The organism is Pseudomonas sp. FG43 (assembly GCF_057809175.1).
Genome location: NZ_JBMDJL010000006.1, coordinates 54,476 through 79,506 on the forward strand (window position 1 = coordinate 54,476; position 25,031 = coordinate 79,506).

At 58.7% G+C, this 25,031-nt stretch carries 21 protein-coding genes and 1 pseudogene; 9 read left to right on the forward strand and 13 right to left on the reverse strand.

The window, feature by feature from the left end; translation table 11 throughout:
• Positions 1-10 precede the first annotated feature (10 nt).
• Together oadA and ACODS3_RS09130 are read right to left on the reverse strand one after the other, a co-directional pair.
• Complete coding sequence (oadA, locus tag ACODS3_RS09125; protein ID WP_489034015.1) at positions 11-1,816, reverse strand: sodium-extruding oxaloacetate decarboxylase subunit alpha; 1,806 nt, start codon at positions 1,814-1,816, stop codon at positions 11-13.
• 102 nt (positions 1,817-1,918) lie between these two features.
• A complete protein-coding gene (locus ACODS3_RS09130; RefSeq protein WP_201001283.1) occupies positions 1,919-3,334 on the reverse strand; it encodes an acetyl-CoA carboxylase biotin carboxylase subunit in 1,416 nt (471 codons plus the stop codon).
• Positions 3,335-3,556: 222 nt separating this feature from the next.
• On the opposite strand from ACODS3_RS09130, the gene ACODS3_RS09135 reads away from it, so the two are divergent.
• Positions 3,557-4,510 carry a LysR family transcriptional regulator gene (locus ACODS3_RS09135; RefSeq protein ID WP_201019731.1) on the forward strand — a complete coding sequence of 318 codons (954 nt, stop codon included), beginning with the start codon at positions 3,557-3,559 and terminating at the stop codon, positions 4,508-4,510.
• Here the strand turns inward: ACODS3_RS09135 and ACODS3_RS09140 are convergent.
• The 3 genes and pseudogenes from ACODS3_RS09140 to ACODS3_RS09150 all read right to left on the reverse strand — a co-directional run bounded on the left by ACODS3_RS09140 (position 4,461) and on the right by ACODS3_RS09150 (position 8,305).
• Positions 4,461-4,682, reverse strand: coding sequence for a PA3496 family putative envelope integrity protein (locus ACODS3_RS09140; RefSeq protein WP_074569067.1), 222 nt, complete (start codon positions 4,680-4,682; stop codon positions 4,461-4,463). The genes ACODS3_RS09135 and ACODS3_RS09140 overlap by 50 nt on opposite strands.
• A 53-nt stretch (positions 4,683-4,735) precedes the next feature.
• Positions 4,736-5,643: pseudogene (gene hexR / locus ACODS3_RS09145) on the reverse strand (transcriptional regulator HexR).
• 169 nt (positions 5,644-5,812) lie between these two features.
• Positions 5,813-8,305, reverse strand: a complete 2,493-nt coding sequence (locus ACODS3_RS09150) for a putative bifunctional diguanylate cyclase/phosphodiesterase (RefSeq protein ID WP_304574224.1) — start codon at positions 8,303-8,305, stop codon at positions 5,813-5,815.
• Positions 8,306-8,542: 237 nt separating this feature from the next.
• On the opposite strand from ACODS3_RS09150, the gene uvrD reads away from it, so the two are divergent.
• From uvrD to ACODS3_RS09165, 3 genes are all read left to right on the forward strand, one after another.
• On the forward strand, positions 8,543-10,726 hold the full coding sequence (gene uvrD, locus ACODS3_RS09155; RefSeq protein ID WP_489034016.1) for a DNA helicase II: 2,184 nt from the start codon (positions 8,543-8,545) through the stop codon (positions 10,724-10,726).
• Between the two features lie 228 nt (positions 10,727-10,954).
• Complete coding sequence (locus ACODS3_RS09160; RefSeq protein WP_201019735.1) at positions 10,955-11,797, forward strand: Tim44 domain-containing protein; 843 nt, start codon at positions 10,955-10,957, stop codon at positions 11,795-11,797.
• 225 nt (positions 11,798-12,022) lie between these two features.
• The gene (locus ACODS3_RS09165; RefSeq protein ID WP_025262580.1) at positions 12,023-12,430 is read left to right on the forward strand and encodes an SMI1/KNR4 family protein; all 408 of its coding nucleotides are present in this window, start codon (positions 12,023-12,025) and stop codon (positions 12,428-12,430) included.
• Between the two features lie 28 nt (positions 12,431-12,458).
• Here the strand turns inward: ACODS3_RS09165 and ACODS3_RS09170 are convergent, their stop codons facing one another.
• A complete protein-coding gene (locus ACODS3_RS09170; RefSeq protein WP_489034017.1) occupies positions 12,459-14,225 on the reverse strand; it encodes a cation:proton antiporter in 1,767 nt (588 codons plus the stop codon).
• A gap of 309 nt (positions 14,226-14,534) precedes the next feature.
• Between ACODS3_RS09170 and ACODS3_RS09175 the strand changes: the two genes are divergently transcribed.
• Positions 14,535-15,020, forward strand: coding sequence for an acyl-CoA thioesterase (locus tag ACODS3_RS09175; protein WP_025262582.1), 486 nt, complete (start codon positions 14,535-14,537; stop codon positions 15,018-15,020).
• Between the two features lie 51 nt (positions 15,021-15,071).
• On the opposite strand, the gene pdxY is transcribed toward ACODS3_RS09175, so the two are convergent.
• Positions 15,072-15,938: a pyridoxal kinase PdxY gene (gene pdxY, locus ACODS3_RS09180; protein WP_304574222.1), complete on the reverse strand. Its 867-nt coding sequence runs from the start codon at positions 15,936-15,938 to the stop codon at positions 15,072-15,074.
• 114 nt (positions 15,939-16,052) lie between these two features.
• Between pdxY and ACODS3_RS09185 the strand changes: the two genes are divergently transcribed.
• Positions 16,053-16,445 (forward strand): DUF3301 domain-containing protein, encoded by a 393-nt coding sequence (locus ACODS3_RS09185; protein ID WP_201001294.1) that lies wholly within the window; start codon positions 16,053-16,055, stop codon positions 16,443-16,445.
• Here the strand turns inward: ACODS3_RS09185 and ACODS3_RS09190 are convergent.
• Complete coding sequence (locus tag ACODS3_RS09190; protein WP_489034018.1) at positions 16,427-17,401, reverse strand: CobW family GTP-binding protein; 975 nt, start codon at positions 17,399-17,401, stop codon at positions 16,427-16,429. The two genes, ACODS3_RS09185 and ACODS3_RS09190, sit on opposite strands and share 19 nt — an antisense overlap.
• 55 nt (positions 17,402-17,456) lie before the next feature.
• Here ACODS3_RS09190 and ACODS3_RS09195 point away from each other — a divergent pair, with 55 nt between their 5' ends.
• Complete coding sequence (locus tag ACODS3_RS09195; RefSeq protein ID WP_489034019.1) at positions 17,457-17,831, forward strand: NADH:ubiquinone oxidoreductase; 375 nt, start codon at positions 17,457-17,459, stop codon at positions 17,829-17,831.
• On the opposite strand, the gene ACODS3_RS09200 is transcribed toward ACODS3_RS09195, so the two are convergent.
• Together ACODS3_RS09200 and zigA are read right to left on the reverse strand one after the other, a co-directional pair.
• Positions 17,828-18,478: a DUF1826 domain-containing protein gene (locus ACODS3_RS09200; protein WP_489034020.1), complete on the reverse strand. Its 651-nt coding sequence runs from the start codon at positions 18,476-18,478 to the stop codon at positions 17,828-17,830. The two genes, ACODS3_RS09195 and ACODS3_RS09200, sit on opposite strands and share 4 nt — an antisense overlap.
• Positions 18,478-19,686: a zinc metallochaperone GTPase ZigA gene (zigA, locus tag ACODS3_RS09205; RefSeq protein WP_201019740.1), complete on the reverse strand. Its 1,209-nt coding sequence runs from the start codon at positions 19,684-19,686 to the stop codon at positions 18,478-18,480. The genes ACODS3_RS09200 and zigA overlap by 1 nt, the downstream gene beginning before the upstream one ends.
• Before the next feature lie 193 nt (positions 19,687-19,879).
• On the opposite strand from zigA, the gene ACODS3_RS09210 reads away from it, so the two are divergent.
• Complete coding sequence (locus tag ACODS3_RS09210) at positions 19,880-20,230, forward strand: glutamine synthetase (RefSeq protein ID WP_489034021.1); 351 nt, start codon at positions 19,880-19,882, stop codon at positions 20,228-20,230.
• A gap of 6 nt (positions 20,231-20,236) precedes the next feature.
• Here the strand turns inward: ACODS3_RS09210 and ACODS3_RS09215 are convergent, their stop codons facing one another.
• Positions 20,237-21,460 (reverse strand): N-acetylmuramoyl-L-alanine amidase, encoded by a 1,224-nt coding sequence (locus tag ACODS3_RS09215; protein ID WP_201019741.1) that lies wholly within the window; start codon positions 21,458-21,460, stop codon positions 20,237-20,239.
• Positions 21,461-21,648: 188 nt separating this feature from the next.
• Complete coding sequence (locus tag ACODS3_RS09220; RefSeq protein ID WP_201019742.1) at positions 21,649-22,170, reverse strand: DUF3617 domain-containing protein; 522 nt, start codon at positions 22,168-22,170, stop codon at positions 21,649-21,651.
• A 147-nt stretch (positions 22,171-22,317) separates the two neighbouring features.
• On the opposite strand from ACODS3_RS09220, the gene cls reads away from it, so the two are divergent.
• Entirely contained in the window at positions 22,318-23,757 is a 1,440-nt protein-coding gene (gene cls / locus ACODS3_RS09225; RefSeq protein ID WP_201019743.1) for a cardiolipin synthase, read from the forward strand.
• A gap of 1 nt (position 23,758) precedes the next feature.
• Here cls and cfaB read toward each other — a convergent pair whose 3' ends face one another.
• Positions 23,759-24,943, reverse strand: a complete 1,185-nt coding sequence (gene cfaB, locus ACODS3_RS09230) for a C17 cyclopropane fatty acid synthase CfaB (RefSeq protein ID WP_201019744.1) — start codon at positions 24,941-24,943, stop codon at positions 23,759-23,761.
• Positions 24,944-25,031: the final 88 nt, after the last annotated feature.

The following is a 25,031-nucleotide window of genomic DNA, read 5'->3' on the forward strand; positions in this document are numbered from 1 at the left end:
AGCGTTGCTGTCATTCGATCTCGACCAGGATCTCGCCAGGGTTGACCCGATCACCTTTGGCGACATGAATGGCGACCACCTTGCCGGCGATGGACGCCTGGACCTCGGTTTCCATTTTCATCGCTTCGGTGATCAGCACAGCCTGACCGGCCTTGACCGTATCGCCTTCCTTGACCAGCACATCGACAATGTTGCCTGGCATGGTGGTGCTGACATGGCCCGGTGCATGGGCTTGTTTGCGCTTGCTGGCTCCGCCGCCGACAAATTCGTTGAGCGGCTCGAACACCACTTCTTCCGGCATGCCGTCGATGGACAGATAGAAGTGGCGCTTGCCCTCCGCCTTGACGCCCACACCAGTGATATCCACACGGTAGGTTTCGCCGTGAACATCGATCACGAACTCGGTCGGTACGCCTTCTCCGCCCGCCTTGCCTACGCTGCCCGCTTCAGGAATCGGCAACAGCTCTTCAGGTTTCAGAGTCCCCGCAGCGCGCTCTTCGAGGAACTTGCGGCCAATGTCAGGGAACATGGCGTAAGTCAGCACGTCCTCTTCGGATTGCGCAAGATCACCGACCTCGCCACGAAGCTTGGTCATTTCCGGTTTGAGCAGATCGGCCGGGCGCACATCGATCAGGTCCTCGTTGCCGATGGCCTGACGACGCAGCCTGGCATCCACTTCACCCGGCGCCTTGCCGTAGCCGCCTTGCAGGTACAGCTTCACTTCGTTGGTGATGGTCTTGTAACGTTCGCCTGCCAGCACGTTGAAGAACGCCTGGGTACCAACGATCTGGGAAGTCGGTGTCACCAGCGGCGGATAGCCCAGATCCTTGCGGACACGCGGGATCTCGGCCAGCACTTCGCCCATACGGCTGAGAGCACCCTGCTCCTTGAGCTGGTTGGCCAGGTTGGAAATCATGCCGCCCGGCACCTGATTGACCTGCACGCGGGTGTCGACCGCCGTGAACTCGCTCTCGAACTGATGGTACTTCTTGCGCACGGCGTAGAAGTACAAGCCGATTTCCTGCAACAGTTCCAGATCGAGGCCGGTATCGAACTCGCTGCCCTTGAGAGCGGCAACCATGGACTCAGTACCCGGATGGCTGGTGCCCCAGGCAAAGCTGGAGATGGCCGTGTCGATATGGTCGGCCCCGTTTTCGACAGCCTTGAGCTGACACATGGCCGCCAGGCCTGCGGTGTCATGGGAATGGATAAAGACCGGCAGCGATTGCTCGGCCTTCAATGCCTTGACCAGTTCGCCCGTGGCGTAAGGGGTCAACAGACCGGCCATGTCCTTGATCGCCACCGAGTCGCAACCCATGGCTTCCATCTGCCGCGCCTGCTCCACGAAGGCGCTGATGGTGTGGACCGGGCTGGTGGTGTAAGCGATGGTGCCCTGGGCATGTTTGCCCGCCTCTTTCACCGCCTCAATGGCGACTTTCAGGTTACGCACATCGTTCATGGCGTCGAAGATACGGAACACATCGATACCGTTTTCCGCCGCCTTGGCGACAAACGCCTTCACCACGTCATCGCTGTAGTGGCGGTACCCCAGCAGATTCTGGCCGCGCAGCAGCATTTGCAGACGGGTGTTGGGCAAGGCCACACGCAACTGGCGCAGACGCTCCCACGGGTCCTCTTTCAAAAACCGCACACAGGCGTCAAACGTTGCACCGCCCCACACTTCCAGCGACCAGTAGCCGACCTTGTCGAGCTTGTCGCAGATCGGCAGCATGTCTTCGGTACGCATGCGGGTCGCCAGCAACGATTGGTGAGCGTCGCGCAGGATGGTGTCGGTGACAAAGATTTTCTTAGGCATGTTGGGGCTCCTTATAGCTGCAAGTTGCAAGCTACAAGCCTCAAGAAAAAGCCGATTCGCTCTTCCTTGTAGCTTGTCACTTGCAGCTTGCCGCTCAATTTTTTACAACCCTGCGTGGGCGGCGATGGCGGCAGCGATGGCCAGGGCCAACTCTTCGGGTTTGCGCTTGATCGAGTAATTGGTCAGTTCAGGATGGCTTTCAACGAAGCTGGTGTTGAACTGGCCGCTGCGGAATTCCGGATTGCGCAGGATTTCCTGGTAATAGGCAGCCGTGGTCTTCACGCCCTGCAGGCGCATGTCGTCCAGCGCACGCAGGCCACGGTCCATCGCTTCTTCCCAGGTCAGCGCCCAGACGATCAGTTTCAGGCACATCGAGTCATAGAACGGCGGGATCGTGTAACCGGTGTAGATCGCCGTATCCGTCCGCACGCCAGGCCCGCCGGGCGCGTAATAGCGAGTGATCTTGCCGAAACTGGGCAGGAAGTTGTTTTTCGGGTCTTCAGCATTGATCCGGAATTGCAGGGCAAAACCACGATGAATAATGTCTTCCTGCTTGATCGACAGCGGCAGACCAGACGCGATGCGGATCTGCTCGCGAACGATATCGATGCCGGTAATCTCTTCGGTGATGGTGTGCTCCACCTGAACCCGGGTGTTCATCTCCATGAAATACACCTCGCCATCGGCGAGCAGGAACTCCACGGTACCGGCATTCTCGTAACCCACTGCCTTGGCGGCACGCACTGACAGATCACCGATATAGGCACGCTGTTCGGGGGTCAGTTGCGGGCTGGGTGCGATTTCGATCAGCTTCTGGTTACGCCGCTGGATGGAGCAGTCGCGCTCGAACAGATGCACGACATTGCCGAAGCTGTCGCCGAGAATCTGCGCCTCAATGTGCTTGGGATTGACGATGCACTTTTCCAGGAAGACTTCCGCCGAGCCGAAAGCCTTGGTGGCTTCGGAGATCACCCGCGGGAAAGCCTGCTCCAGCTCGTCGCGGCTGTTGCAGCGGCGAATGCCACGGCCACCGCCACCGGAAGTCGCCTTGAGCATCACCGGATAACCGATGCGATCACCTTCAAGCAAGGCTTCCTGAATATCCGCGACGTTGCCTTCCGTACCCGGCGTGACCGGCACACCGGCTTTTATCATGCTGCGACGCGCTTCGGTCTTGTCGCCCATGCGGCGAATGACTTCTGCGGACGGGCCGATGAACTTCACGCCGCGCTCGGCGCAGATTTCCGCCAGTTCGGCGTTTTCCGAGAGGAAGCCGTAGCCGGGATGCAGTGCATCGCACCCGGTTTCCACTGCCAGGTTCACCAGCTTGCGCGGGTTCAGGTAACCGGCGAGAGGTTCAGCGCCAATGCTATAGGCTTCGTCGGCACGTTTGACATGCAAGGCATGGCGGTCGGCGTCCGAAAAGATCGCAACCGAGCGGATGCCCATTTCGGCGCATGCACGCACGATCCGGACGGCAATCTCTCCACGGTTGGCGATCAGGATTTTTGTTATCACTGGCATTTCCTCGACCATAAGGACAATCGAACCGGCAGAGCCGGTCGGCGCAAGGCCGCATTACGCAGTGTAGTTACTGTCTTTTTGTAACTGCGTATGTGGCTGAATGACGCAGGGACACCCTATGCCTGATCAGCGATTAATAAAAATGAGTAAAAATTGGGATAGGCATAAGCAAAAGCTTATAGTCAGTACTTAAGCCATTGGCAGGAGTTGTTGATCATGCGTAAGTCATTGATGCGTATGACATTGCGTCAGTTACGAATTTTCAATGAGGTGTGCGACCTGCGCTCCTACAGTCGCGCCGCCGAGGAAATGTCCCTCACTCAGCCGGCTGTCAGCCTGCAGATCCGACAGCTTGAAGAGCTGATCGGGCAGCCGCTGTTCGAGTATGTCGGCAAAAAACTCTACCTGACCGAAGCCGCCGAAGCGCTGCAACTGGCCAGCCGTGACATCTTCGGCCGCCTGGAAAGCCTGGATATGCAGCTTTCCGACATGCAGGGTTCATTGCAGGGCCAGTTGAAGCTGGCCATCGAGTCGAGCTGCAAATATTTCATCCCGCACGTGTTCGCAGCCTTCAAGCGCCAGCACCCGGAAGTCATCCTCAACCTGACCGTGGTCAACCGCGCCATGGTCATCCGGCGCCTGTCGGACAACCGCGACGATCTGGTGGTGATGTCCATGGTGCCGCAGGACATGGGCCTGGAGTTCCTGCCTTTTCTCAACAACCCGATTGTCGCCGTTGCGCCAGCGAGCCATCCGCTGTGTGATCGGGAGCAACTGAGCCTGAAAGACCTGGAGCCCTGGCCGCTGCTGATTCGCGAATCAGGGTCAGGAACACGAAGGGCCTGTGAGGAGTACTTCAAGGAAAAGCGCGTGCATTTCACCCAGACACAGGAAGTGTCATCCAGCGAAGCACAACGCGAATGCGTGGTCGCCGGGCTCGGGCTGGCGCTGCTGACCCGTCACGCCGTCAGCATGGAACTCGCCACCGGCGCCCTCAAGGAGCTGCCCGTGGCGGAGTTGCCGCTTTATCGCAGTTGGTGCGTGGTACAAGCCAGGGATAAACGCCTGTCTCCCGTCGCTCACGCCTTCCTTGCGTTCATCCGCACCGAACGTGCGCAGATCAGCCAGCTTGTCGAACGCTTCGACGGGCGTCCTCGGACGGCTGGTTAGCCTGCCAGTGGTTGCCGGTCATGCTGTCCATGTAATCGCAGAGGTCCTGATTGAGCTGCCGCGCTTCGCAGTAGCTTTCAATCGCGCGACGAAACTCCATTCGGCGCTGGTCTTCCTGTTGACGACGAGTCTTGACGGTGCTGTTGGGTAAGTCATCGTAATGCCGAGCCATGTCCTGCCTCCCAATACGTTGCGGGAGTACAGAGTGGCGCGAGGGCATGACGATCAGGCGGCGAATGCGTGACAAGTTGATGAAGGTTCGCCCCTCAATCCTCGTGGGCCTTCACCGACTTGGGCGACAGCCGCAGGCTGCGCAGACTGCGTTTGACGCTCTTGAGGTGGTTGACCAGGCTCGGGCCGCGAGCCATGGCGACACCCATCGCCAGCACATCGATCACGACCAGATGCGCGATGCGCGAAGTCAGCGGGGTGTAGATTTCGGTGTCTTCGTGTACATCGATGGCCAGATTGACCGACGACAGCTCGGCCAGAGGTGTCTGGCTCGGGCATAGCGTGATGAGCGTTGCGCCGCTTTCGCGAACCAGGTTCGCCGAAATCAGCAAGTCCTTGGAGCGGCCGGACTGGGAAATACACACCGCTACATCGGTCGGCTTCAAGGTCACCGCCGACATTGCCTGCATGTGCGGATCGGAATAGGCCGCAGCGCTCAGCAACAGACGAAAGAACTTGTGCTGGGCATCGGCCGCCACAGCGCCCGAAGCGCCGAAACCATAGAACTCCACCCGATTGGCGCCCGCCATGGCGGTCACGGCCAGTTGCAAGGCATGGGGATCGAGGTTCTCGCGCACTTCCATGAGGGTGTGCAGCGTGGTGTCGAAAATCTTCAGGCTGTAATCGGCAACCGAATCATCTTCGTGAATCGCGAACTGCCCGAAGCTTGCGCCGGCTGCCAGGCTTTGCGCCAGTTTGAGCTTAAGGTCCTGAAACCCCGTGCAGCCAATGGCACGGCAGAAACGCACGATGGTCGGCTCACTGATCCCGACGCTATGAGCAAGGTCAGCCATGGAACTGTGCATCACAGCCGCAGGATCAAGCAGCACATGGTCGGCTACCTTGAGCTCCGACTTGCGCAGCAAATTACGTGACTGGGCGATGTGTTGCAGCAGATTCAAGAGGCAGACTCGCTAGTGGTGCGGTTGGCGGGTTGTAGCTTTCTTGTAGTTATACTACATGACCTGCGAGCCGCCCAGTTAAACGAGCCCTGAACGTCATACACAAGCCTTTGAATGACAAATTCTTCTTTTTTGTGGGAATAATCCTACATTCCAGAGGACTGCTACCTCACCGGGATCGATCCAGCAAACCTGCCATCACCGAAGCTTCGATCGGCCGACTGATCAAATAGCCCTGAACCTCGTCGCAACCCTGCGCCTTGAGAAACTCCAGTTGTTTTTCGTTCTCGACACCTTCAGCCACGACCTTGAGCCCCAGGCTGTGAGCCATGGAGATGATCGCCTGAATGATTGCCGCATCTTCCGTGCCGTCATCCAGGCCGCGGATAAACGCCTGGTCGATCTTTACGTAATCCACCGGGAAGCGTTTCAGATAACTCAATGAAGAGTAGCCGGTGCCAAAGTCGTCGATGGCCAATTTCACGCCCAGTTCGCGCAACTGCTGAAAGGTCGAGATGATATGTTCGACGCTGTCCAGCAACTGGCTTTCGGTCAGCTCAAGCTCAAGCAACTGCGGAGCCAGCCCCGTTTCATCCAGCACTTGCCGCACCAGACTGACCAGCTTGCCCTGACGCAACTGGTGGACCGACAGGTTGACCGAAACGCGGATCGGCTCCAGCCCCTGACGCTGCCATTCACAAGCCTGCCAGCAGGCCTGACGCAGAACGAACTCCCCGATATCGCCAATCAGGCCGGTTTCTTCGGCCAACCCGATGAACTCACCCGGCGGCACCATGCCCCGTGTCGGATGGTTCCAGCGCACCAGCGCCTCTGCCGCATCCAGGCGACCATTTTCCAGCAGCATCTTGGGTTGATAGAAGACTTGTAGCTGGTGATCTTCAATAGCTTTACGCAACTGGATCTCCAGTTGCAGGCGCTCCAGAGTGCTGGCTCGCAGGCTTTCGGTGAAGAACTGGAAGTTGTTGCCGCCCAAGTGCTTGGCATGCCGCATCGCCATGTTGGCCTGGCTCACGAGTGCCGAGATTTCCCGGGCAGAGTCGGGCAGCAGACTGATCCCCACCGAGGCACTGATGACCAGTTCGTTGCCCGCCACCGATAAAGGCGTGCGCAGTTTGCTCAACAAACGGCTGGTGACCCGCGCAAGGCTGGAAAGGTTGGCATAGGCATCGAACAACACCGCGAACTCATCGCCAGACAGGCGCGCAATGGTGTCCGCCTCCGGCATGGCGCTGATCAGTCGACGGGCAACGTGCTTGAGCAACTGGTCCGCAACTTCATGCCCCAGGCTTTCATTGAGCAGCTTGAAACGATCCAGATTGATATGCAGCAGTGCCAGGCTTCTTCCGCCCTGACGCACACGCTGATTGGCTTCACGCAGGCGCTCCTTGAACTGCGAGCGATTGGCCAGCCCCGTCAACTCATCGAAATAGGTGAGGTAGCGCATGCGCTCCTCGGACTCACGATTAGCCGACAAGTCAGTAAAGAAGCCGACTATATGACTGACATTCCCTGCAATATCGCGCACGACATTCATTTGCAGCCATTGCGGATACAGCTCGCCGTTTTTACGCGCCTCCACCAGTTCGCCCTGCCAGCTTCCTGTCTGCTCCAAGGCATGGTGAATCGCCTGGAAGTGGCGGCGAGCATCGCGACTGCTGGCGATATCCATGACCTGACGCCCCACCACATCCTCAGGCGCGTAGCCCGTGAGCCGGGAAAAAGCCTGATTGATGGTGAGAATCCGGTACTGCGGGTCGAAAATCATGATGCTTTCGCTGACCGCATCGAAAACTTTCTCGGCAAGACGCGGCGGGCTTTTGCTCAAGGCCAGATTGGCCGCCTCCAGCTCCAGGGTGCGCTGCGCAACCCGCTCCTCCAGCCCGGCTTGCGCCTCGCGCAGGCTATGCTCGGCCTGGCGGCGCTGCTCGACTTCCCTGGCCAGGCTTTCATTAAGTTCATCGCCCTTGGCCTGGGCTTGCTGCAAGTGCTCGATCAGGGCCTGATTCTGAAAGCGCTGCAACAGGCTGCGCAGTATCAGGCGATTGATCTGCCAAGCCACGACGATCAGAGCAAACAACAGAATCAGGCCGAGCCAGCCCCAGCCGCGAAAGGGCACGTCGCCGCCCAGAAACAGATAAACGATCGGCGGCAACAGGCATGACAGGCTGAAGGTAAGGAACGCGGTGAGGCTGACGGCGTAGGCCACACTGGCACACAGCGTCGCACCACCGATCATGCCGAACACCCAGGCCTGTTGCTCGAAACTGGCCACAGGCACCAACGCCATGGCCGCACAAGCCAGCGTCAGGCCACTGACAGCGGCACCCAGCAGAAACATTCGTCGCCAGACAGGCCGGGCCTGACGCTCAGGGGATGCCGCCCGAAACGCGGCAACCTGGATGATTCGCAGGCCCACAAGTACCGCCAGCCAGAGCAGCCAGATACTGACGAGCACGTAGCGTTCAGGGCTCCAGAGCAGCCATGCGCAGACCAGACCACTGACAAGCATGAACAAGGTCGGCAGCAACGACCCCTGATAAAGCAGGCGCGTGCGCTCGACCCTCAACCGGGTAGCGAACTTCTTGCGAATACCCCGTCGGCTGGTGTCAGAAGCATCGTGGGCGCTGAAGCTGAAAGGCATGGCTGGGTTCTTGTATTTGATAGGGCCTTGGCGTGTGTCGAGCATACACAAGCGCTGAGCCAGACCAAACTGCCACTACCATAAAACTGTGACGTTCAAAGCATTGATCAGAGGGCATCAGGCACAACGGACGCTGTCTGTAGCCTGAGATGACCGATCGTCAGCATCGACGACTTTTTTATTACCCATGACAAAGCATGGTTTGCCCGCCATGGCGCAGCACCCTAGAATGCGTCGATGCGCGATGATCTCTCTCTCCTTCTCAATTCCCTCAACGATGCCCAGCGTCAGGCCGTAGCTGCCTCTCTGGGTCGTCAGTTGGTCCTGGCCGGCGCTGGTTCCGGCAAAACCCGTGTGCTGGTGCATCGCATCGCATGGCTGATGCAGGTCGAGCAAGCCTCCCCGCATTCGGTCCTGTCGGTGACATTCACCAACAAGGCCGCAGCCGAGATGCGTCATCGCATCGAGCAATTGATGGGCATCAGCCCGGCAGGCATGTGGGTCGGCACCTTCCACGGTCTGGCGCACCGCCTGCTGCGGGCACACTGGCAGGAAGCGGGGCTGGTACAAACCTTCCAGATTCTGGACAGCGACGATCAGCAACGTCTGGTCAAGCGCGTGATTCGCGAACTGGGGCTGGACGAACAGCGCTGGCCGGCACGTCAGGCCCAGTGGTTCATCAATGGCCAGAAAGACGAAGGCCTGCGTCCCAAACACATCCAGGCCAGCGGCGACCTGTTCCTGGGCACCATGAAATCGATCTACGAAGCCTATGAAATCGCCTGCCAGCGCGCCGGCGTCATCGACTTCTCCGAGCTGCTACTGCGCGCACTGGACCTGTGGCGCGATCATCCAGGCCTGCTGGCACACTACCAGCGGCGCTTCCGCCATGTGCTGGTGGACGAATTCCAGGACACCAACGCCGTGCAGTACGCCTGGTTGCGGCTGCTGGCACAAGGCGGCGACAGCCTGATGGTGGTCGGCGATGACGACCAGTCCATTTATGGCTGGCGTGGCGCGAAGATCGAGAACATTCATCAGTACTCGTCGGACTTCCCGGATACCGAAGTCATCCGCCTTGAACAGAACTACCGCTCGACGGCAAGCATTCTCAAGGCTGCCAACGGCTTGATCGTCAACAACAGCGGTCGCCTGGGCAAAGAGCTGTGGACGGACGTGGGCGATGGCGAGCTGATCAACCTGTATGCCGCCTTCAACGAACACGACGAAGCGCGCTACGTGGTCGAAACCATCGAAAGCGCCTTGAAGACCGGCCTTTCGCGTAACGATATCGCCATTCTGTATCGCTCCAACGCCCAGTCGCGAGTACTGGAAGAAGCCTTGTTGCGCGAGCGTATTCCTTACCGCATCTACGGCGGCCAGCGATTCTTCGAGCGCGCCGAGATCAAGAATGCCATGGCCTATCTGCGCCTGCTGGAAGGCCGTGGCAACGATGCCGCGCTGGAACGGGTCATCAACGTCCCGGCACGCGGCATTGGCGAGAAAACCGTCGAGGCTATCCGCGAGCATGCGCGCCACACCGATATCTCCATGTGGGAAGCAATGCGCCAACTGGTCGCCAACAAAGGCCTGACTGGCCGGGCAGCCGGAGCCTTGAACGTTTTCATCGAGCTGATCGAGAACCTGTCGGCCAAGGTCATGGAAATGCCCTTGCACCTGATGACCCAGACCGCCATCGAGCAATCGGGGCTGATCGCCTACCACCAACAGGAAAAAGGTGAAAAAGGTCAGGCCAGGGTGGAAAACCTTGAGGAACTGGTCAGCGCTGCGCGCAACTTCGAGAACAATGAAGATGACGAAGAGCTGACCCCGCTGGCGGCTTTCCTGGGTCATGCGTCGCTGGAAGCTGGCGACACTCAGGCTCAGGAGCACGAAGACAGCATCCAGCTCATGACCTTGCACAGCGCCAAGGGCCTGGAGTTTCCTTATGTCTTCCTGGTGGGCATGGAGGAAGGACTGTTCCCGCACAAGATGAGCCTGGAAGAGCCAGGCCGTCTTGAAGAAGAACGCCGTCTGGCTTACGTCGGCATCACCCGGGCCATGCAACAACTGGTGATGACCTACGCCGAAACCCGTCGCCTGTATGGCAGCGAGACCTACAACAAGGTGTCCCGTTTCGTTCGCGAGATTCCGCCCACGCTGATCCAGGAAGTGCGCCTGTCCAATAGCGTCAGCCGTCCTTTCGGTGGTACCCAGAAGGTCAGCAACAGCAGCCTGTTCAATGGCACCGGCATCCCCGAAACCCAGTTCACACTGGGCCAGCAAGTGCAGCACGCGGTATTCGGTGAAGGCGTGATCCTGAATTTCGAGGGCTCCGGCGCTCAGGCCAGGGTGCAGGTCAACTTCGCCGAAGGCAGCAAGTGGCTGATGATGGGCTATGCGAAGCTGGTTCCGATCTGATCGGACTCCGTAGGAGCGAATTCATTCGCGAAGAAAATATTCGCGAATGAATTCGCTCCTACGGCGGCGTATAAAGAAAATTCCCACAGAACTTTATTTCCTCGCCTACCGCCCAAATAGACAGGTCTTACGGGATTTGTGCAAAAACCCGAAACATTAACGCACTAGCCATGGACTGCCCTCCTGTGCAACATGGCGCGCATGCATTCATACAACGGGAATACCCTTATGCAACGTTTTCTAAGCATGGCTCTGGCGCTGTGCATCGGGCTCACCATGAGTCTGGATGTGAACGCCGCACGTTTCGGTGGTGGCAAGAGCATGGGCTCGGCACCGTCGCACCAGGCACGCCAGGCCGCTCCGGCTACTCCAGCCGCAGCCCCTAACGCTGCCGGTCGTCCGGCCGCTGCTGCCAGTGGCGCTTCGCGCTGGTTAGGCCCATTGGCCGGCATCGCTGCCGGTGGCCTGCTGGCTGCAATGTTCATGGGTGATGGCTTCAACGGCCTGCAGATCTTCGACATCCTGATCATGGGCCTCATCGCCTTCCTGATCTTCCGCTTCATTGCGCGTCGTCGCCAGCAGCAACAGCCGAAAATGGCCGGTGCCGGTGCTCCTTACCAGCGTGAAACCAGCCAGCCAGCGCAAAACTCTATCTTCGGTGGCGCTTCGTCGGCCCCTGCCGCTCCGGTCATCAACGCTCCGGCCTGGTTCAACGAAGAGCGCTTCCTGGAAGCCGCCCGTAGCCACTTCCAGTCGCTGCAGCAGCACTGGGATGCGAACGAGATGGACAAGATTGCCGAGTTCGTAACGCCACAAATGCTGCAGTTCCTGAAAAAGGAACGTGCTGACCTTGGCGATGCCTTCCAGTCGACCTACATCGACAACCTGAACGTCCAGCTGGAAGGTGTGGATGATCGCGCTGACAAAACCATCGCGACCCTGACCTTCTCCGGCATCTCCAAGACTTCGCGCTTTGATCAGGGCGAAGTGTTCAGCGAAAGCTGGAACATGGAGCGCGCCCAGGGCGACAACCAACCTTGGCTGGTTGCCGGTATTCGCCAGAACGGCTGATCCCAGGCATATCCAGCAGCACCGAACCCCGGACCTGTTCCGGGGTTTTTATTTTTAGTCACCTGCAGCTAACAAAAGCAAGTCTGAAAGGTCCCACGCTTGATGTGAATTGAAAGCAGGCCGACCAGGATTTTTCGTACAGAGCCTATCCGATCGGGTAGTTATTTTGAGAAAAGCTTTAGGCTACTGTATAACCCGCGCCATCAAGCTTAGAGGACCCATGTCGTGGAAGAAGTCATCGAACAACTGCGTGAACAAAACGAGCCGGTTCCGGTTCCCCTCGAACTGCCTGACGAGGACCAACTCGTCGAGATCGAGGAACAGCTGTTTATCAATATCCCTTACGTCTTCAAAGAATTTCTTCTGACCGTCAGCGACGTCGTGTATGGCAGCCTTGAGCCAGTCACCGTGACCGACCCTCAGTCACACACCTATCTGCCGGATGTAGCCGCGACTGCGTGGGATCTGGGTGTGCCTCGTGAACTGATCCCGATCTGCCAGGACGGCGACGACTATTACTGCGTCGAAGAAGACGGCACTGTGGTGCTGTGGTCCGGCGAAGAAGAGCTGGTGACCGAAGAGAACTGGGAATCTGTCTGGCACTGGGCACGGGATGTCTGGCTGGAAAGCTGAGACACCCCGCAAGAAGGTATCGCCGGGCTCAATGCCCGGACGACTCCTGATTGTTGTTGCCCAGCGTTTCCAGCAAGGCAATCTGCATCCGCGTATGCACGCGAATGAACCAGCGCCACAGCAATGCTGCAACCACCGCCGCAATCAACACGATCACCAGCAGCAGCTCGCTTGTCGGCAGAATGCTCGCCGACAGGGCTGCCAGCAGGATGAAGATCACCACCAGCGACAGCAACGGAATCACCTCCGCCACAACCTTGCGCACCCGCACGGTATGACGCCCGGCCATTTCCGGCTTCACGCCCATCTCGGCCAACAGCATCGATAGCGCCTTGAGCTTGCGGTACGCCGCAATCAGGAACGGCAGCGACAACAGTAAGGCCGCTCCGCAGATCCAGGCTTTCTGCTGGCCCACATCGCTGACCCATTCATTCATGTAAGCGCCAATGCGCCCGGCAAAATAGCCGCCGCTGAAGAAGATGGCAATCACCAGCGCCAGGTTGACCCCGACCTGCAGCAATATCCGCCGGATCATCGACGCCAGCACCGCGCCCTGCCCTTGTGGCTGGATGCTGCGCAGCCATTCGCCGTACATGCCGAACACTCGCGCCATCCGGCGAGGCACCACAGCAGCCAGTTTGAGCGACAGCGGGTCGGCAGCGCGGATCAGGTACGGGGTCAACAGCGTGGTAATGGCCGAAACCGCCACCGCCACGGGATACAGGAAATCACTGGTGACCTGCAAGGTCATACCCAACGCCGCGATGATGAAGGAAAACTCGCCAATCTGTGACAGCCCCATGCCAACGCGCAACGAAGTCCGGCCATCATTACCGGCAATGAAAGCCCCCAGCCCGCAGGACAGCATCTTGCCCAACACCACTGCGACGGTAATCAGCGCGATGGGCCATGCATATTCAAGCAGGACTTTGGGATCGATCATCAGGCCAATGGCAACAAAGAAGATAGCGCTGAACATGTCGCGAATAGGCTCGATAAGCCGCTCGATCTTCACCAGTTGACGGGATTCAGCCATGATCGCGCCAATCAGGAACGCCCCCAGCACCATGCTGTATTCCAGCTTCACAACCAGCAGACAGAAACCGAAACACAGGCCCAGTACGGTCACCAGCAGCATTTCGTTGCTTTCAAACTTCGCGACGTAGGACAGCAGGCGCGGCACCAGCAGAATGCCGACCACCAGGGCCACGATCATGAACAGCGACAGCTTGCCGACCGTGGAGAAGACTTCGCCTGAGCTGACCGAGCCGCTGACAGCAATCCCCGACAGCAAAGCGATGATGCCGATGCCCAGAATGTCTTCGACGATCAGCACCCCGAAGATGAGTTGGGCAAAGTGCTGGTTCTTCATCTTCAGGTCGTTGAGGGCCTTGACGATGATGGTGGTCGAGGAAATGGCCAGGATCGCGCCCAGGAACAGCGAATCCATGGTTTTCCAGCCAAAGAACTGGCCGATTTCGTAGCCGATCCAGATCATCAGGGCAATTTCGAGGAAGGCCGCAATGAATGCCGTGGCTCCCACCTTGAACAGCTTGCGCAGGCTGAACTCCAGGCCCAGGCAGAACATCAGGAAGATCACCCCAAGCTCGGCGAGGGTCTTGATGGTACCTTCATCGTGAATCAGCCCGACAGGCGGCGTATGCGGGCCAATGATGAACCCCGCCACGATATAGCCCAATACCACCGGCTGCTTGAGACGATGGAAGAGAATAGTCACCACACCCGCCACCAGCATGATCACTGCCAAATCCTGAATAAAATTGACGGCATGCATGGGTGTGGCTCCTTATTGAGAAATGATGCTTACCCCTCCCGAATAGCCAGCGAAGCTGAAAAATCGGAAGCTGCATCAAGAAAACGCGGCTAAAAGCGTAAGAAAAAACCCGATCCACGGGTTTTGGGAGAGTAACACTGCACCCGTCTAGAGAAAGCCGGTGCAATATATGGAAACAGATAGATTCGCAGGCGTGACGGCATTGCATCAGCCAACGTCCCGATAACTGTCGTTGCAGGTATTGAACCACCCCCCGTGAGCGTCAGCATAAGGCGCCACTCATGATGACCTTGACCGTGTGAGTACGCTATGGAACCCGGAAACGCCCAGCTGTCGATGACTGTATTGATGACCCCGGACATGGCCAACTTCTCTGGCAATGTACATGGCGGTACTTTGCTCAAGTATCTGGATGAAGTCGCTTACGCCTGCGCCAGCCGTTATGCCGGTCGCTACGTGGTGACGCTGTCTGTGGATCAGGTGATTTTCCGCGAGCCGGTTCACGTCGGTGAGCTGGTGACCTTTCTGGCCTCGGTGAACTACACCGGCAATACCTCGATGGAGGTCGGGATCAAGGTCGTGACCGAGAACATCCGCGAGCGCTCGGTGCGTCACAGCAACAGTTGCTTCTTCACCATGGTCGCGGTGGACGACAACCGCAAGCCAGCCAGCGTCCCGCCGCTGGAGCCGGAAACCGCCGAAGGCAAACGCCGCTTCATCCAGGCCCAGCAACGCCGCCAGATTCGCCAGGAGCTGGAAAAGCGTTATCAGGAGATCAAGGAAGAATCCCTGTAATACGTTGTTCACGAATGAATTCCCACTATGGGAATTCATTCGCCAAGACCATTACAACCGCACCGCCTCAAACCGCACCCGCGGATGGGCAATCCGGTCCTGCGCGCGCACCAGTTCCAGCTCGTAGCTGCCACAGGCCTGGGTTTCCAGCAGCACTTCATGCACTGCCGCAGCCGTGAACTCGAAAGCGGCCACCAGATCATCACCCAGCAGCACACGCGCCAGGAACAAGCCGGACGTCAGATCACCCACGCCCACCGGCTGACGCGGAAAGGCCAGCAGCGGACGACGCAGGTGCCAGCTGGCATCGGCGGTCACCAGCAACATTTCAAAACCATCCGCCGCCTTGCCGGGGTAATCCAGATGCTTGACCAGCACAGCCTTGGGGCCTCGCGCCAGTAACGATCTCGCCATGGCCAGGCAATCGAGAAGGGACTCGGGCTTGCGACCGGCAAAGCTGTCCAGCTCCAGCTGGTTCGGGCACATGAAATCCGCCACTGCCGCTGCTTCTTCCAGCAGAAAATCGCTGACCTCGGCCGGAACGATGCAGCCCTTCTCGGGATGCCCCATCACCGGGTCGCACAAATACAGCGCTTTGGGATTGGCCGCCTTGATACGCGCCACCCCCGTCAGAATCGCCCGCCCCTGCGCCGCGCTGCCCAGATAGCCGGAAAGCACGGCATCGCAGTTGCCCAGTTCACCAATTGCCGCAATACCCTCGATCAACGCCGGGATCTGCTGCGGAGCCAGCACTTCGCCGGTCCATTGCTTGTATTGGGTGTGGTTGGAGAACTGGACCGTATTGAGCGGCCAGACATTGACCCCGATACGCTGCATAGGGAACACCGCTGCGCCGTTGCCTGCGTGGCCGAACACCACATGGGACTGGATGGCGAGCAAGTGAGGTGTACGTTTCATGGGAGGATCCTGAACACGATGCAAGTGCAGTAATAAGAAATTTAAGTCGCGCAGTATGGCTGTAAATCACTTCGGGCAGTTAAGCTGAAGACTCCTGAGTAGGAGCACTCTGCCATGTTGACCCTGGGAAACATTTTCGTGCTGATGCTGTTCGCAAGTGCGGCAGCCTGGTTGTGGCATGCCCACGGTCTGCGCGAGCGAGCGCTGGAGCGGGTCAAACAGCATTGTGCCCGGCTCGACCTGGAACTGCTCGACGGCAATGTCGCTCTGCGTCGTCTGGCTTTCATCCGCGATGCTCAGGGCCACAAGCGTCTGGCCCGTATCTACGGCTTCGAGTTCACCGTCACCGGAGAACAACGTCACCCCGGTACGATCACGATGTTCGGTGCCCATTCGGCCCAGATCGAACTCGCACCCTACCCGTTTGAAATTAAAACGCCACCACCTAGCGCTGAAATCATCGAAATGAACAAGTGGCGCGAGACTCATCAGCAACGCAAGCAGTGAGCTAATTGCGTCTGCAACATGACGCTGTCCTGCGGCGTCGCAAAGATCAATTCCAGACGCGAATCCTGGCGCCACTCGCTGCCTTGCCATTCAAGTTGCGAGCCTTCCAGCCCATTGGCTGAAAACCAGCCGTCGGGGCTGTGGATAACCATCTTGGCGCGCCGCCACGTCAGGCTTTCCAGCCATTGCAGCAGCTTTGCCCGATCGAACTGCCGGGAAGGATGCCAGCGCCAGCCGATACTCCAGCCGTCCGGGCTCTCCTGGCTCTGACGGATCGGCTCGTTCGGATCATTCCAGACAGCAGGCAATTGCCCGAGGCCTGGGGGCAGAATGAGGTTATCCACAGCACGGTTATCCACAGCTCCGTGCTCCAGAAAACCGGGCAGTTGCGCCAACGCAAGCTGGCCTTGCTCAACCCAGATCAGCGAATGCTCCGGCAATGCCTCGGCCAAACGCCTGCGTGACGCATCGTCGATACCCTGCGCCTTGTTCATCACCACCAGACCAGCATCCGCCAACGCATCCTGCTGGGTAACCGGTAGCGGCTGACCTGCCGCCATGCTGATCGCATCGAGCACCATCACGCCAGGTTGCACACTGAGCACACCCAGCCATGGTGCCTGGCGCAACTGGGCCATGAGTTGTGCCGGATGCCCCAGGCCCGAAGGTTCGATGAACAGGCGGTCGGGCCTGGCCTTGCGCAGCAGGCGTCCCAGGCCGATCTGAAACGGCACGCCGTTGACGCAGCACAGGCAGCCGCCAGCCACTTCGCCAAGTGCGATACCATCGGCATCCACGGCCAACAGCGCAGCATCCAGACCGATCTGGCCAAACTCGTTGATCAGCACCGCCCAGCGCTCATCGGCCGGTTTCTGGCTCAGCAGATGCCTGATAAGGCTGGTCTTGCCGGCGCCCAGCGGGCCACCAATCACATGGGTCGGGATGTTCTGCAGCATCTGGAGTCGCTTCTGGAGAGTGTCGTTTGCAAACAATGATGAAGGAAAGCTGACAATGCGAGCCATCAGGCTGCCTGTTCGATTGGCGTTGATGCTGCTGACAATGGCATCGGGCAAGGTATTGGCCCAAGCGTGTCTGGTGCACAGCCAGGCTGAGAGATTAGACGTCAAAGTCTGTCAGGAAAACCTGAATATCCCGGAAGACCTGTTCCGCGACGGCTTCTGCCAACCGCAACTGGCAGGCCAGAAAACAGAAGTGACCTTCTCGCAGAGTTGCCCGGCAGGCGCCTTTGGCATATGCAGCAACGCACAGGTCGCCAATATGCCCTATCGCGAGAATATCCACTATTACGGCATCGCCAGCGACGCGCTTTACCTGAAGCCGTTTTGTGAGGGGCAAAGCAAGGGCAAGTGGCTGACGCCCAATTAGGCCAGCCAGTCCAGGGTCAGGATCAGACGCCGTTCGTTACGTTCCAGTTGCGGCGAACGATGCACCAGCCCCAGGCCCTCGTTGCCGCTCCAGCGCTCGCCCTTGAGCAAGGCCACTGCACCGCACTGGATTTGCTGGATACGACTCGGGTCCTGCGGTTCGGCTTCAGGACTGCCAAGTTGCTTGCGGTCGATGGCGTTTTCCTTGAGCCACTGGCTGCCGATCCCGGCATAGGTGGTGACCAGCCGCACCGGCACGTGATCGACGTGAAAACGCGGACACATGACTTTGTCCAGCGCCCGCAAGCGCAGGCCGACACATTCGGCGCCCAGCAGGCATGAATAAGCACTGACCAGCCATGACACGTCCGCGATGAATCCGTCATAGCCCTGCAAGTCGGCATAGCCCGAGGCCAGGCCTTGCAGATTGGGCTCGACATCACCGCCCTGCACTTCCAGAGTCATGGACTCAGACAGGGGCTCGTTCAGGGACAACAGCAATGCACCGAAGTCCTCGATATGCGCGGGCAACTGGCGCTGCCAGACAGACAGGTTGACGCCGTCTTCCAGCACCTGCCCCAACACTTCGGGCGTCTCGCCCTGCACCTGACGGGCACGGGGCTGAAACTTCAATACGGGTGCCAGCATCAGGCAGCCTCCTCGTCGTACCAGTCACCAAACGGGTCAGGCAACAGGCGCCAGCTCTCCGCGCCCATGGCCAGTTCGTCGTCGGTAAGCAAACAGTCATCCAGCTCTGCGATCAGTTGGGCGAAGTCGATGTTTTGCCCGATGAACACCAGCTCCTGACGGCAATCGCCGGTTTCAGGCGACCAGTTGTCCATGATCGACGTAATGTTCTCCTGATCCTGCGGCCAGTGCGCGCGACTCACGAAGCGCCACCAGCGGCCTGCAAAACCATGCCGCATCAGGCCGCCAGCCTGGGACCAGCTGCCCGCATCCTTGTATTTGCTCGCCAGCCAGAAGAAGCCTTTGGAGCGCAGCAGTTTGCCGTTGGTCCATGGGCGATCGATGAAGTTGAAAAAACGCTCTGGATGGAAAGGACGACGCGCCCGGTAAGCCGTGGAGGCGATGCCGTACTCTTCGGTTTCCGGCACATGCTCGCCACGCATTTCCTTGAGCCAGCCCGGCGCCTGGGAAGCTCGCTCGAAATCGAAACGACCGGTGTTGAGGATGGTCGATAACGGCACCTCGCCCATCACCATCGGTACGATCTCGGCATGGGCGTTGAGGCGCTTGAGGATGGCCATCAGTTCTTCACGTTCGCTGGAGCTGATCAGGTCGATCTTGCTGAGCAGGATCACATCCGCGAACTCGATCTGCTCGATCAGCAGATCGGTAATCGAGCGGTCATCCTCTTCGCCCAGGGTTTCGCCACGGGTCGCCAGGCTTTCGGAAGCCTGATAATCGAGCATGAAATTGACGCCATCGACCACCGTCACCATGGTGTCCAGCCGCGCCATGTCGGCCAGGCTCTTGCCCGCTTCATCGCGGAAGGTAAAGGTTTCGGCCACCGGCAAGGGTTCGGAAATGCCCGTGGATTCGATCAGCAGATAATCGAAACGCCCATCCTGAGCCAGACGGCTGACTTCTTCGAGCAGGTCTTCGCGCAACGTGCAGCAGATGCAGCCGTTGCTCATCTCGATGAGCTTTTCTTCGGCACGATTCAGGCTGACATCACGCTGAACTTCGCCGCCATCGATATTGATCTCGCTCATATCGTTGACGATAACGGCCACTCGCAGGTTTTCGCGGTTGCGCAGCACGTAATTGAGGAGGGTGCTTTTCCCGGCTCCAAGAAAACCGGACAAAACGGTAACAGGCAGACGATTGGGCATCAGGATTCTCGGGCCAGGTTGCAAGGCTTGCACCTTGTTGATATAGGCTGCACCGGGCCTGTTATCGACACCGTTGGCAGCCAGCTCTAATCACCCGACAATGTTATAGTATAACGATGCAAAATTGCCAACCTGTTCGACAAAGGGCATCTGCGTGAAACACATTTCAAAAGGCTTGTTCACGTTACTGATAATGATCAGCACGCAAATAATGGCGGCAGGCCCGCGGCCCGGCGTAGATATGGCGACCTGTACCCGCAGCGCGAACCTGCTGGCGTGCAGCGATGCGCAAGGCAATGGCTATAGCGTCTTCACCGCAGGTTCGACCACGTATTTGCGGGGCTATGAGGTGATTGGCAAAAAACGCTGGGCGCAGACCAACAGCCGGTTTGATCAGTTGACCTTCTTCACCGGCCTGGCCTCGAATGGCGATGCCTGGATAGGCACCATCCAGCGTATCGGCTGGACCACCATCACACGGGTTTCCAGCTCCGATGGCACACGCAGCAAGATCACTTGCAGCCGTCTGAATGGCTGCCACTGAGCAACGTCAGGCTTGCGCCTGTTTCTTCTGCTCCTGAACCCAAGCCATGTGGGAATCCAGCGGCGGGTTGCGCTGGAAGTAACGCTGCAAGCCCTCGAACAAACCATCGGCCACGGCCTGCTGATGGCGTGCAGTCACCAGTCTCTGGCTATCGCGGCTATTGGAGATGAACCCCGTCTCGACCAGAATCGAAGGCACGTCCGGTGACTTGAGCACCGCAAACCCCGCCTGTTCCACGCGCTTCTGATGCAGTGTGGTGATGCCTTCCAGGCTGCCCAGCACGGTATGGCCCAGTTGCAGGCTGGCGGCGATGGTAGCGTTCATCGACATGTCGAGAATCACCCCGGCCAGCATCGGGTCCTTGTCCTTGAGATTGAGCAACGAGGTGGCGCCCAGCAGGTCGGCGCCGTTTTCACGCTGGGCCATGAACCGCGCCGTCGCCGATGTCGCGCCGCCTTCGGACAAGGCAAACACCGAAGCGCCGGAGGCTGTCAGCCGCGGCGCAGCATCGGCATGCACCGAGATGAACATGTCGGCCTTGGACTTATGGGCAAACTCCACACGCTTGCGCAGGGGAACAAAGAAATCATCGTTGCGCACCAGCCGCACATCGAAGCCTTTCTCACGCTTCAAGCGCTTGGCAAGCAATTGAGCAATGGACAGCACAACGTCTTTCTCACGCTCGCCTCGGGAACCGACAGCGCCAGGGTCCTTGCCGCCATGCCCCGCATCGACCACCACCATGATGTCGCGCTTGGGATGAGCCTTGTCCGAAACCTGAGCCGGTGGAGGTGGCGCAACGGCAGCCATCTGCACCGGCGCGCTGGCAGTAGAACTCAAGTCCAGTACCAGGCGGTGCCCCTGCCCGCCTTCCGGCCCCAGCAGAAAACTGTTGAGCTGCACAGGCGCGGTGAGATCCAGCACGATGCGCGTGTCATCACCATGGCCGTAATGCCCGGAACGAATCGACTTGATCACCGTTCGATCCAGCGCCAATTGGCTGAAATCCCCGGTCAGCCGCGAACCGCTGACATCGATGATCAAGCGGTCAGGCGCAGCCAGCGTGAAAGTCTTGTATTGCACAGGCCCGCTCAAATCGAGCACCAGCCTCAGCTTGTCATCGCTGCGCCACAGTCGGGCATTGCGAATCTGCGTGGCGTAAGCCCCAAAAGGCAAGGCCAGCGCAGCGCTGGCCAGAAGCATATTGAGCAGGATTTGACGTCTGTGCATGGCAGGTCTCACGAAACAAGGCGAGCATCCAGGCTCATGAAAAGTATCACCGCAACAATAGTAATAATATAACACCACGTTACAAGTGAAACTTGAAGCCTTACATGAAGATTGGCGCTGTCGAGAAACCTGCAATCAGGGGCAGTAAGTGCATGACCGAAAAGAAAAATGTTCCACGTGGAACGTAATCAGTTTCGTGGAGCCACTGCACCGCATTGCGGCCCTAACCAGACAGCCCGTGTGTCCATGCTGCCATTCTGTTGCTGGCCTGTAGCGTTGAAGGTGCCGACCACTTTGGTGGTGAATTCGCGGTTACTGAGAAACTGGGCCTGCCCGGTACCTTGCGCCTTGGGGCAACTGAACTGGAAGTTCCAGGTCTGACCGTTACGTGCGGTGATCTTTTGCGAGCAGCCGGATTTTGGATCGGTAAGAGGAATATTGTCCGATTTGACCTGCGCCTCGGTCAGGCAGAATCGCACGCCTTGCCCACCCAGAGTGACGCCTTGTTTCTGCATCATCTGTTCCATCATGGCGCGCTGCTCGGGAGGCAGGTTTTTCAATTGGCCCAGCATCAGTTGCAGATCCGGCAGCGCCTGACCATCGACCTGCATGTTGCTGGAGGTCAGTTCCCACAAACCAGGTTGCAGCACCTGAGCATGAGCCACAGGTGCAGCCAGACAAAACATCAACGCCAACGCGCGTTTGTTCATTAAAAAGATTCCTCGTAAGAACATTACCCAGATAGGCCGCATCTTAGACGACATAAGCTGTAACCAGTTGCACCCGGATCAAAATAGCGACAATCCCGAGCGGCTATGGTCTGTTGTAGGCGCAAAGTTAAGGAGCATCGTTTACCTATGGATTTCCATAGCCCGTATTTCTTCGGCTACGTCCTGGCTTTCATTCATCTGGTGGGCGCAGTTGCTGCCATCCATGCATTGCTGACCGTGCGCACCGCGCAAGGCGCGATTGCCTGGGCGATGCCGCTGTTCTTCATTCCTTACTTCACCCTGATCCCTTATCTGGTCTTCGGGCGCAGTTCGTTTGATGCCTATATCAAGGCCCGGCGTGACGCCAACAGCGAAATGCGCAACGCTATCACCAACCTGAACTGGCGCCCCTGGATCGAAGAAGCCGTCGCCGCGCGCCGCTCGGATGCTTACGCATCGCTGCGCGCCATGCCCAAGCTCGGGCGCATGCCGGCTCTGGCCAATAACGAGGTCAAACTGTTGATCAATGGCAAGGCCAGCTTCGATGCCATGTTCGCGGCCATCGAGCAGGCCCGGCAGACAGTTCTGGTGCAGTTCTTCATCATTCATGACGATGACCTTGGGCGTCGCCTGCAAACGCTGCTGCTGAAGAAAGCCGCCGAAGGCGTGGCGATTTTCGTGCTCTATGACCGTATCGGCAGCCATGCCCTGCCCGCTTCCTACAGCGAAAAGCTGCGCGCAGGCGGTGTGCAGATCAAGGCCTTTGCCACCCATGGCGGCTGGCTCAATCGCTTCCAGATCAACTTCCGCAATCACCGCAAGATAGTGGTGGTCGACGGGCTGAAAGGCTATCTGGGCGGGCACAACGTCGGTGATGAATACATGGGCCTCAAACCGCCCCTGTCGCCCTGGCGTGATACCCATGTGCAGGTCATCGGTCCGGTGGTCGCCTGCCTGCAGGAGTCGTTCGCCGAAGACTGGTTCTGGGCCACCCGCGAACTGCCGCCCATGAACCTTCCCGAATCATTTCCTGAACAGGGCGTGCTGTGTCAGTTACTGGCCAGCGGTCCGGCCGATGCCCAGGAAACCTGCTCGCTGTTCTTTGTCGAAGCCATCCACGCGGCGACCGAGCGGGTGTGGATCACCAGCCCTTACTTTATCCCTGACGAAGCCGTCTCGGCAGCGTTGCGCCTGGCAGTGCTGCGCGGTGTGGATGTGCGACTGCTGCTGCCTTCGCGCCCCGACCATTACGTGGTGTACGCCGCCTCCAGCCTGTACGCCTTCGATGCCGTGCGGGCTGGCGTGCGAGTGTTCCGCTACAGACCGGGCTTCCTGCACCAGAAGGTGGTGCTGGTGGACAACGAGATCACCGCCATCGGCAGCGCCAATCTGGACAACCGCTCGTTCCGGCTGAATTTCGAGCTGATGCTGCTGACCGTCGATACGGACTTCGCCCGTGAGGTTGAAGCCATGCTGAGTGCCGACTTCAACCTGAGCCACGAGATATCCCTTCAGGAAAGCCGCGAAACCCGCCACCTGCACCAACTGGGCATGCGCGTGGCGCGGTTGATTTCGCCGATCCTGTAAATCACCGATAGATGTCTTCACGGGTCAACGGCAAACCGTTCCCGCCATCGGCAAAGGGTTTGACGGCCAGGATCTGGTGCAGATTGATCCAGCCCTTGGCGAATGCATACGCGCAACCTGCCAAGTATAGCCGCCAGATACGCAGGGTGTGTTCCGGCACCATGGCGGCAGCCTCGCTCAAGCGCGCCTCAAGGCGAGCACTCCAGTGCTCCAGCGTCCTGGCGTAATGCAGACGCAGGCTTTCGACGTCGACGATTTCCAGGCCTGCTTCACTGATATGCGCGCTGATCATCGCCAGATGCGGCAACTCGCCGTTGGGGAACACATACCGGTCGATGAACTCCCCAGCTCCACGCCCAACCGGACGGCCATCGGTGTGCAAGGCCGTAATCCCGTGATTCATCACCAGACCACCCTCCTTCACGGCACCAAACAGGCGTTGGGTGTAGAGCGGCAGGTTGCCGTGGCCCACATGCTCGAACATGCCCACGCTGACCACCTTGTCGAAACGCTGGTCTTGCGGCAGATCGCGGTAGTCGAGCAATTGCAGCTCGACCCTGTCCTGCAAACCCTCGGCCTTGACCCGCTCCCGGGCAAGCGCCAGTTGCTCGTGGCTAAGGGTGATCCCGAACACCTTCACCCCATACTCACGCGCCGCAAAACGTGCCAGACCGCCCCATCCACAACCGACATCCAGCAGGTACTCACCGGGCTTGAGGCGCAACTTGCGGCACAGATGCTGAAACTTGTCCTGCTGCGCCTGCTCAAGCGTCTCCCTTCCCGTCTTGAAGTAAGCGCAGGAATAAACCATCTCCGTATCGAGCCATAGCTGATAGAAGTCGTTGGACAGGTCGTAGTGATAGGAGATCGACGCCGCGTCGGTGGCTTTATCGTGCTGAGTGCGCACAGGAGAGATGGAGTCTTCATTCACCAGCAAGGCGTGAGTCAACTCGTCACAAACCCTCACGACTTCACTGATCGAACCTTCCAGTTCCAGACGCCCCTCCACGAAGGCGCTACCCAGCAGGCCGAGGCTGGGATGGGTGAAGTCGGAAACCAACATCGGGTCTTTGACGAAAATCGTGACACTGGGCGCAGGCCCCAGATCCAGCTCATGACCGTCCCAAAGCTTGAGACGCAATGGCAAGTGGAGATTCTGCAAGGCCGTTGGAAGTTGCACATTCATATGAGTTGCCCCCCTATCCAGAAGCTGGAGAAAGGTAGTCCAGACGGTTCAGTCAGAACCGAGGCTATTGGCATGAAAGAAAAACTAC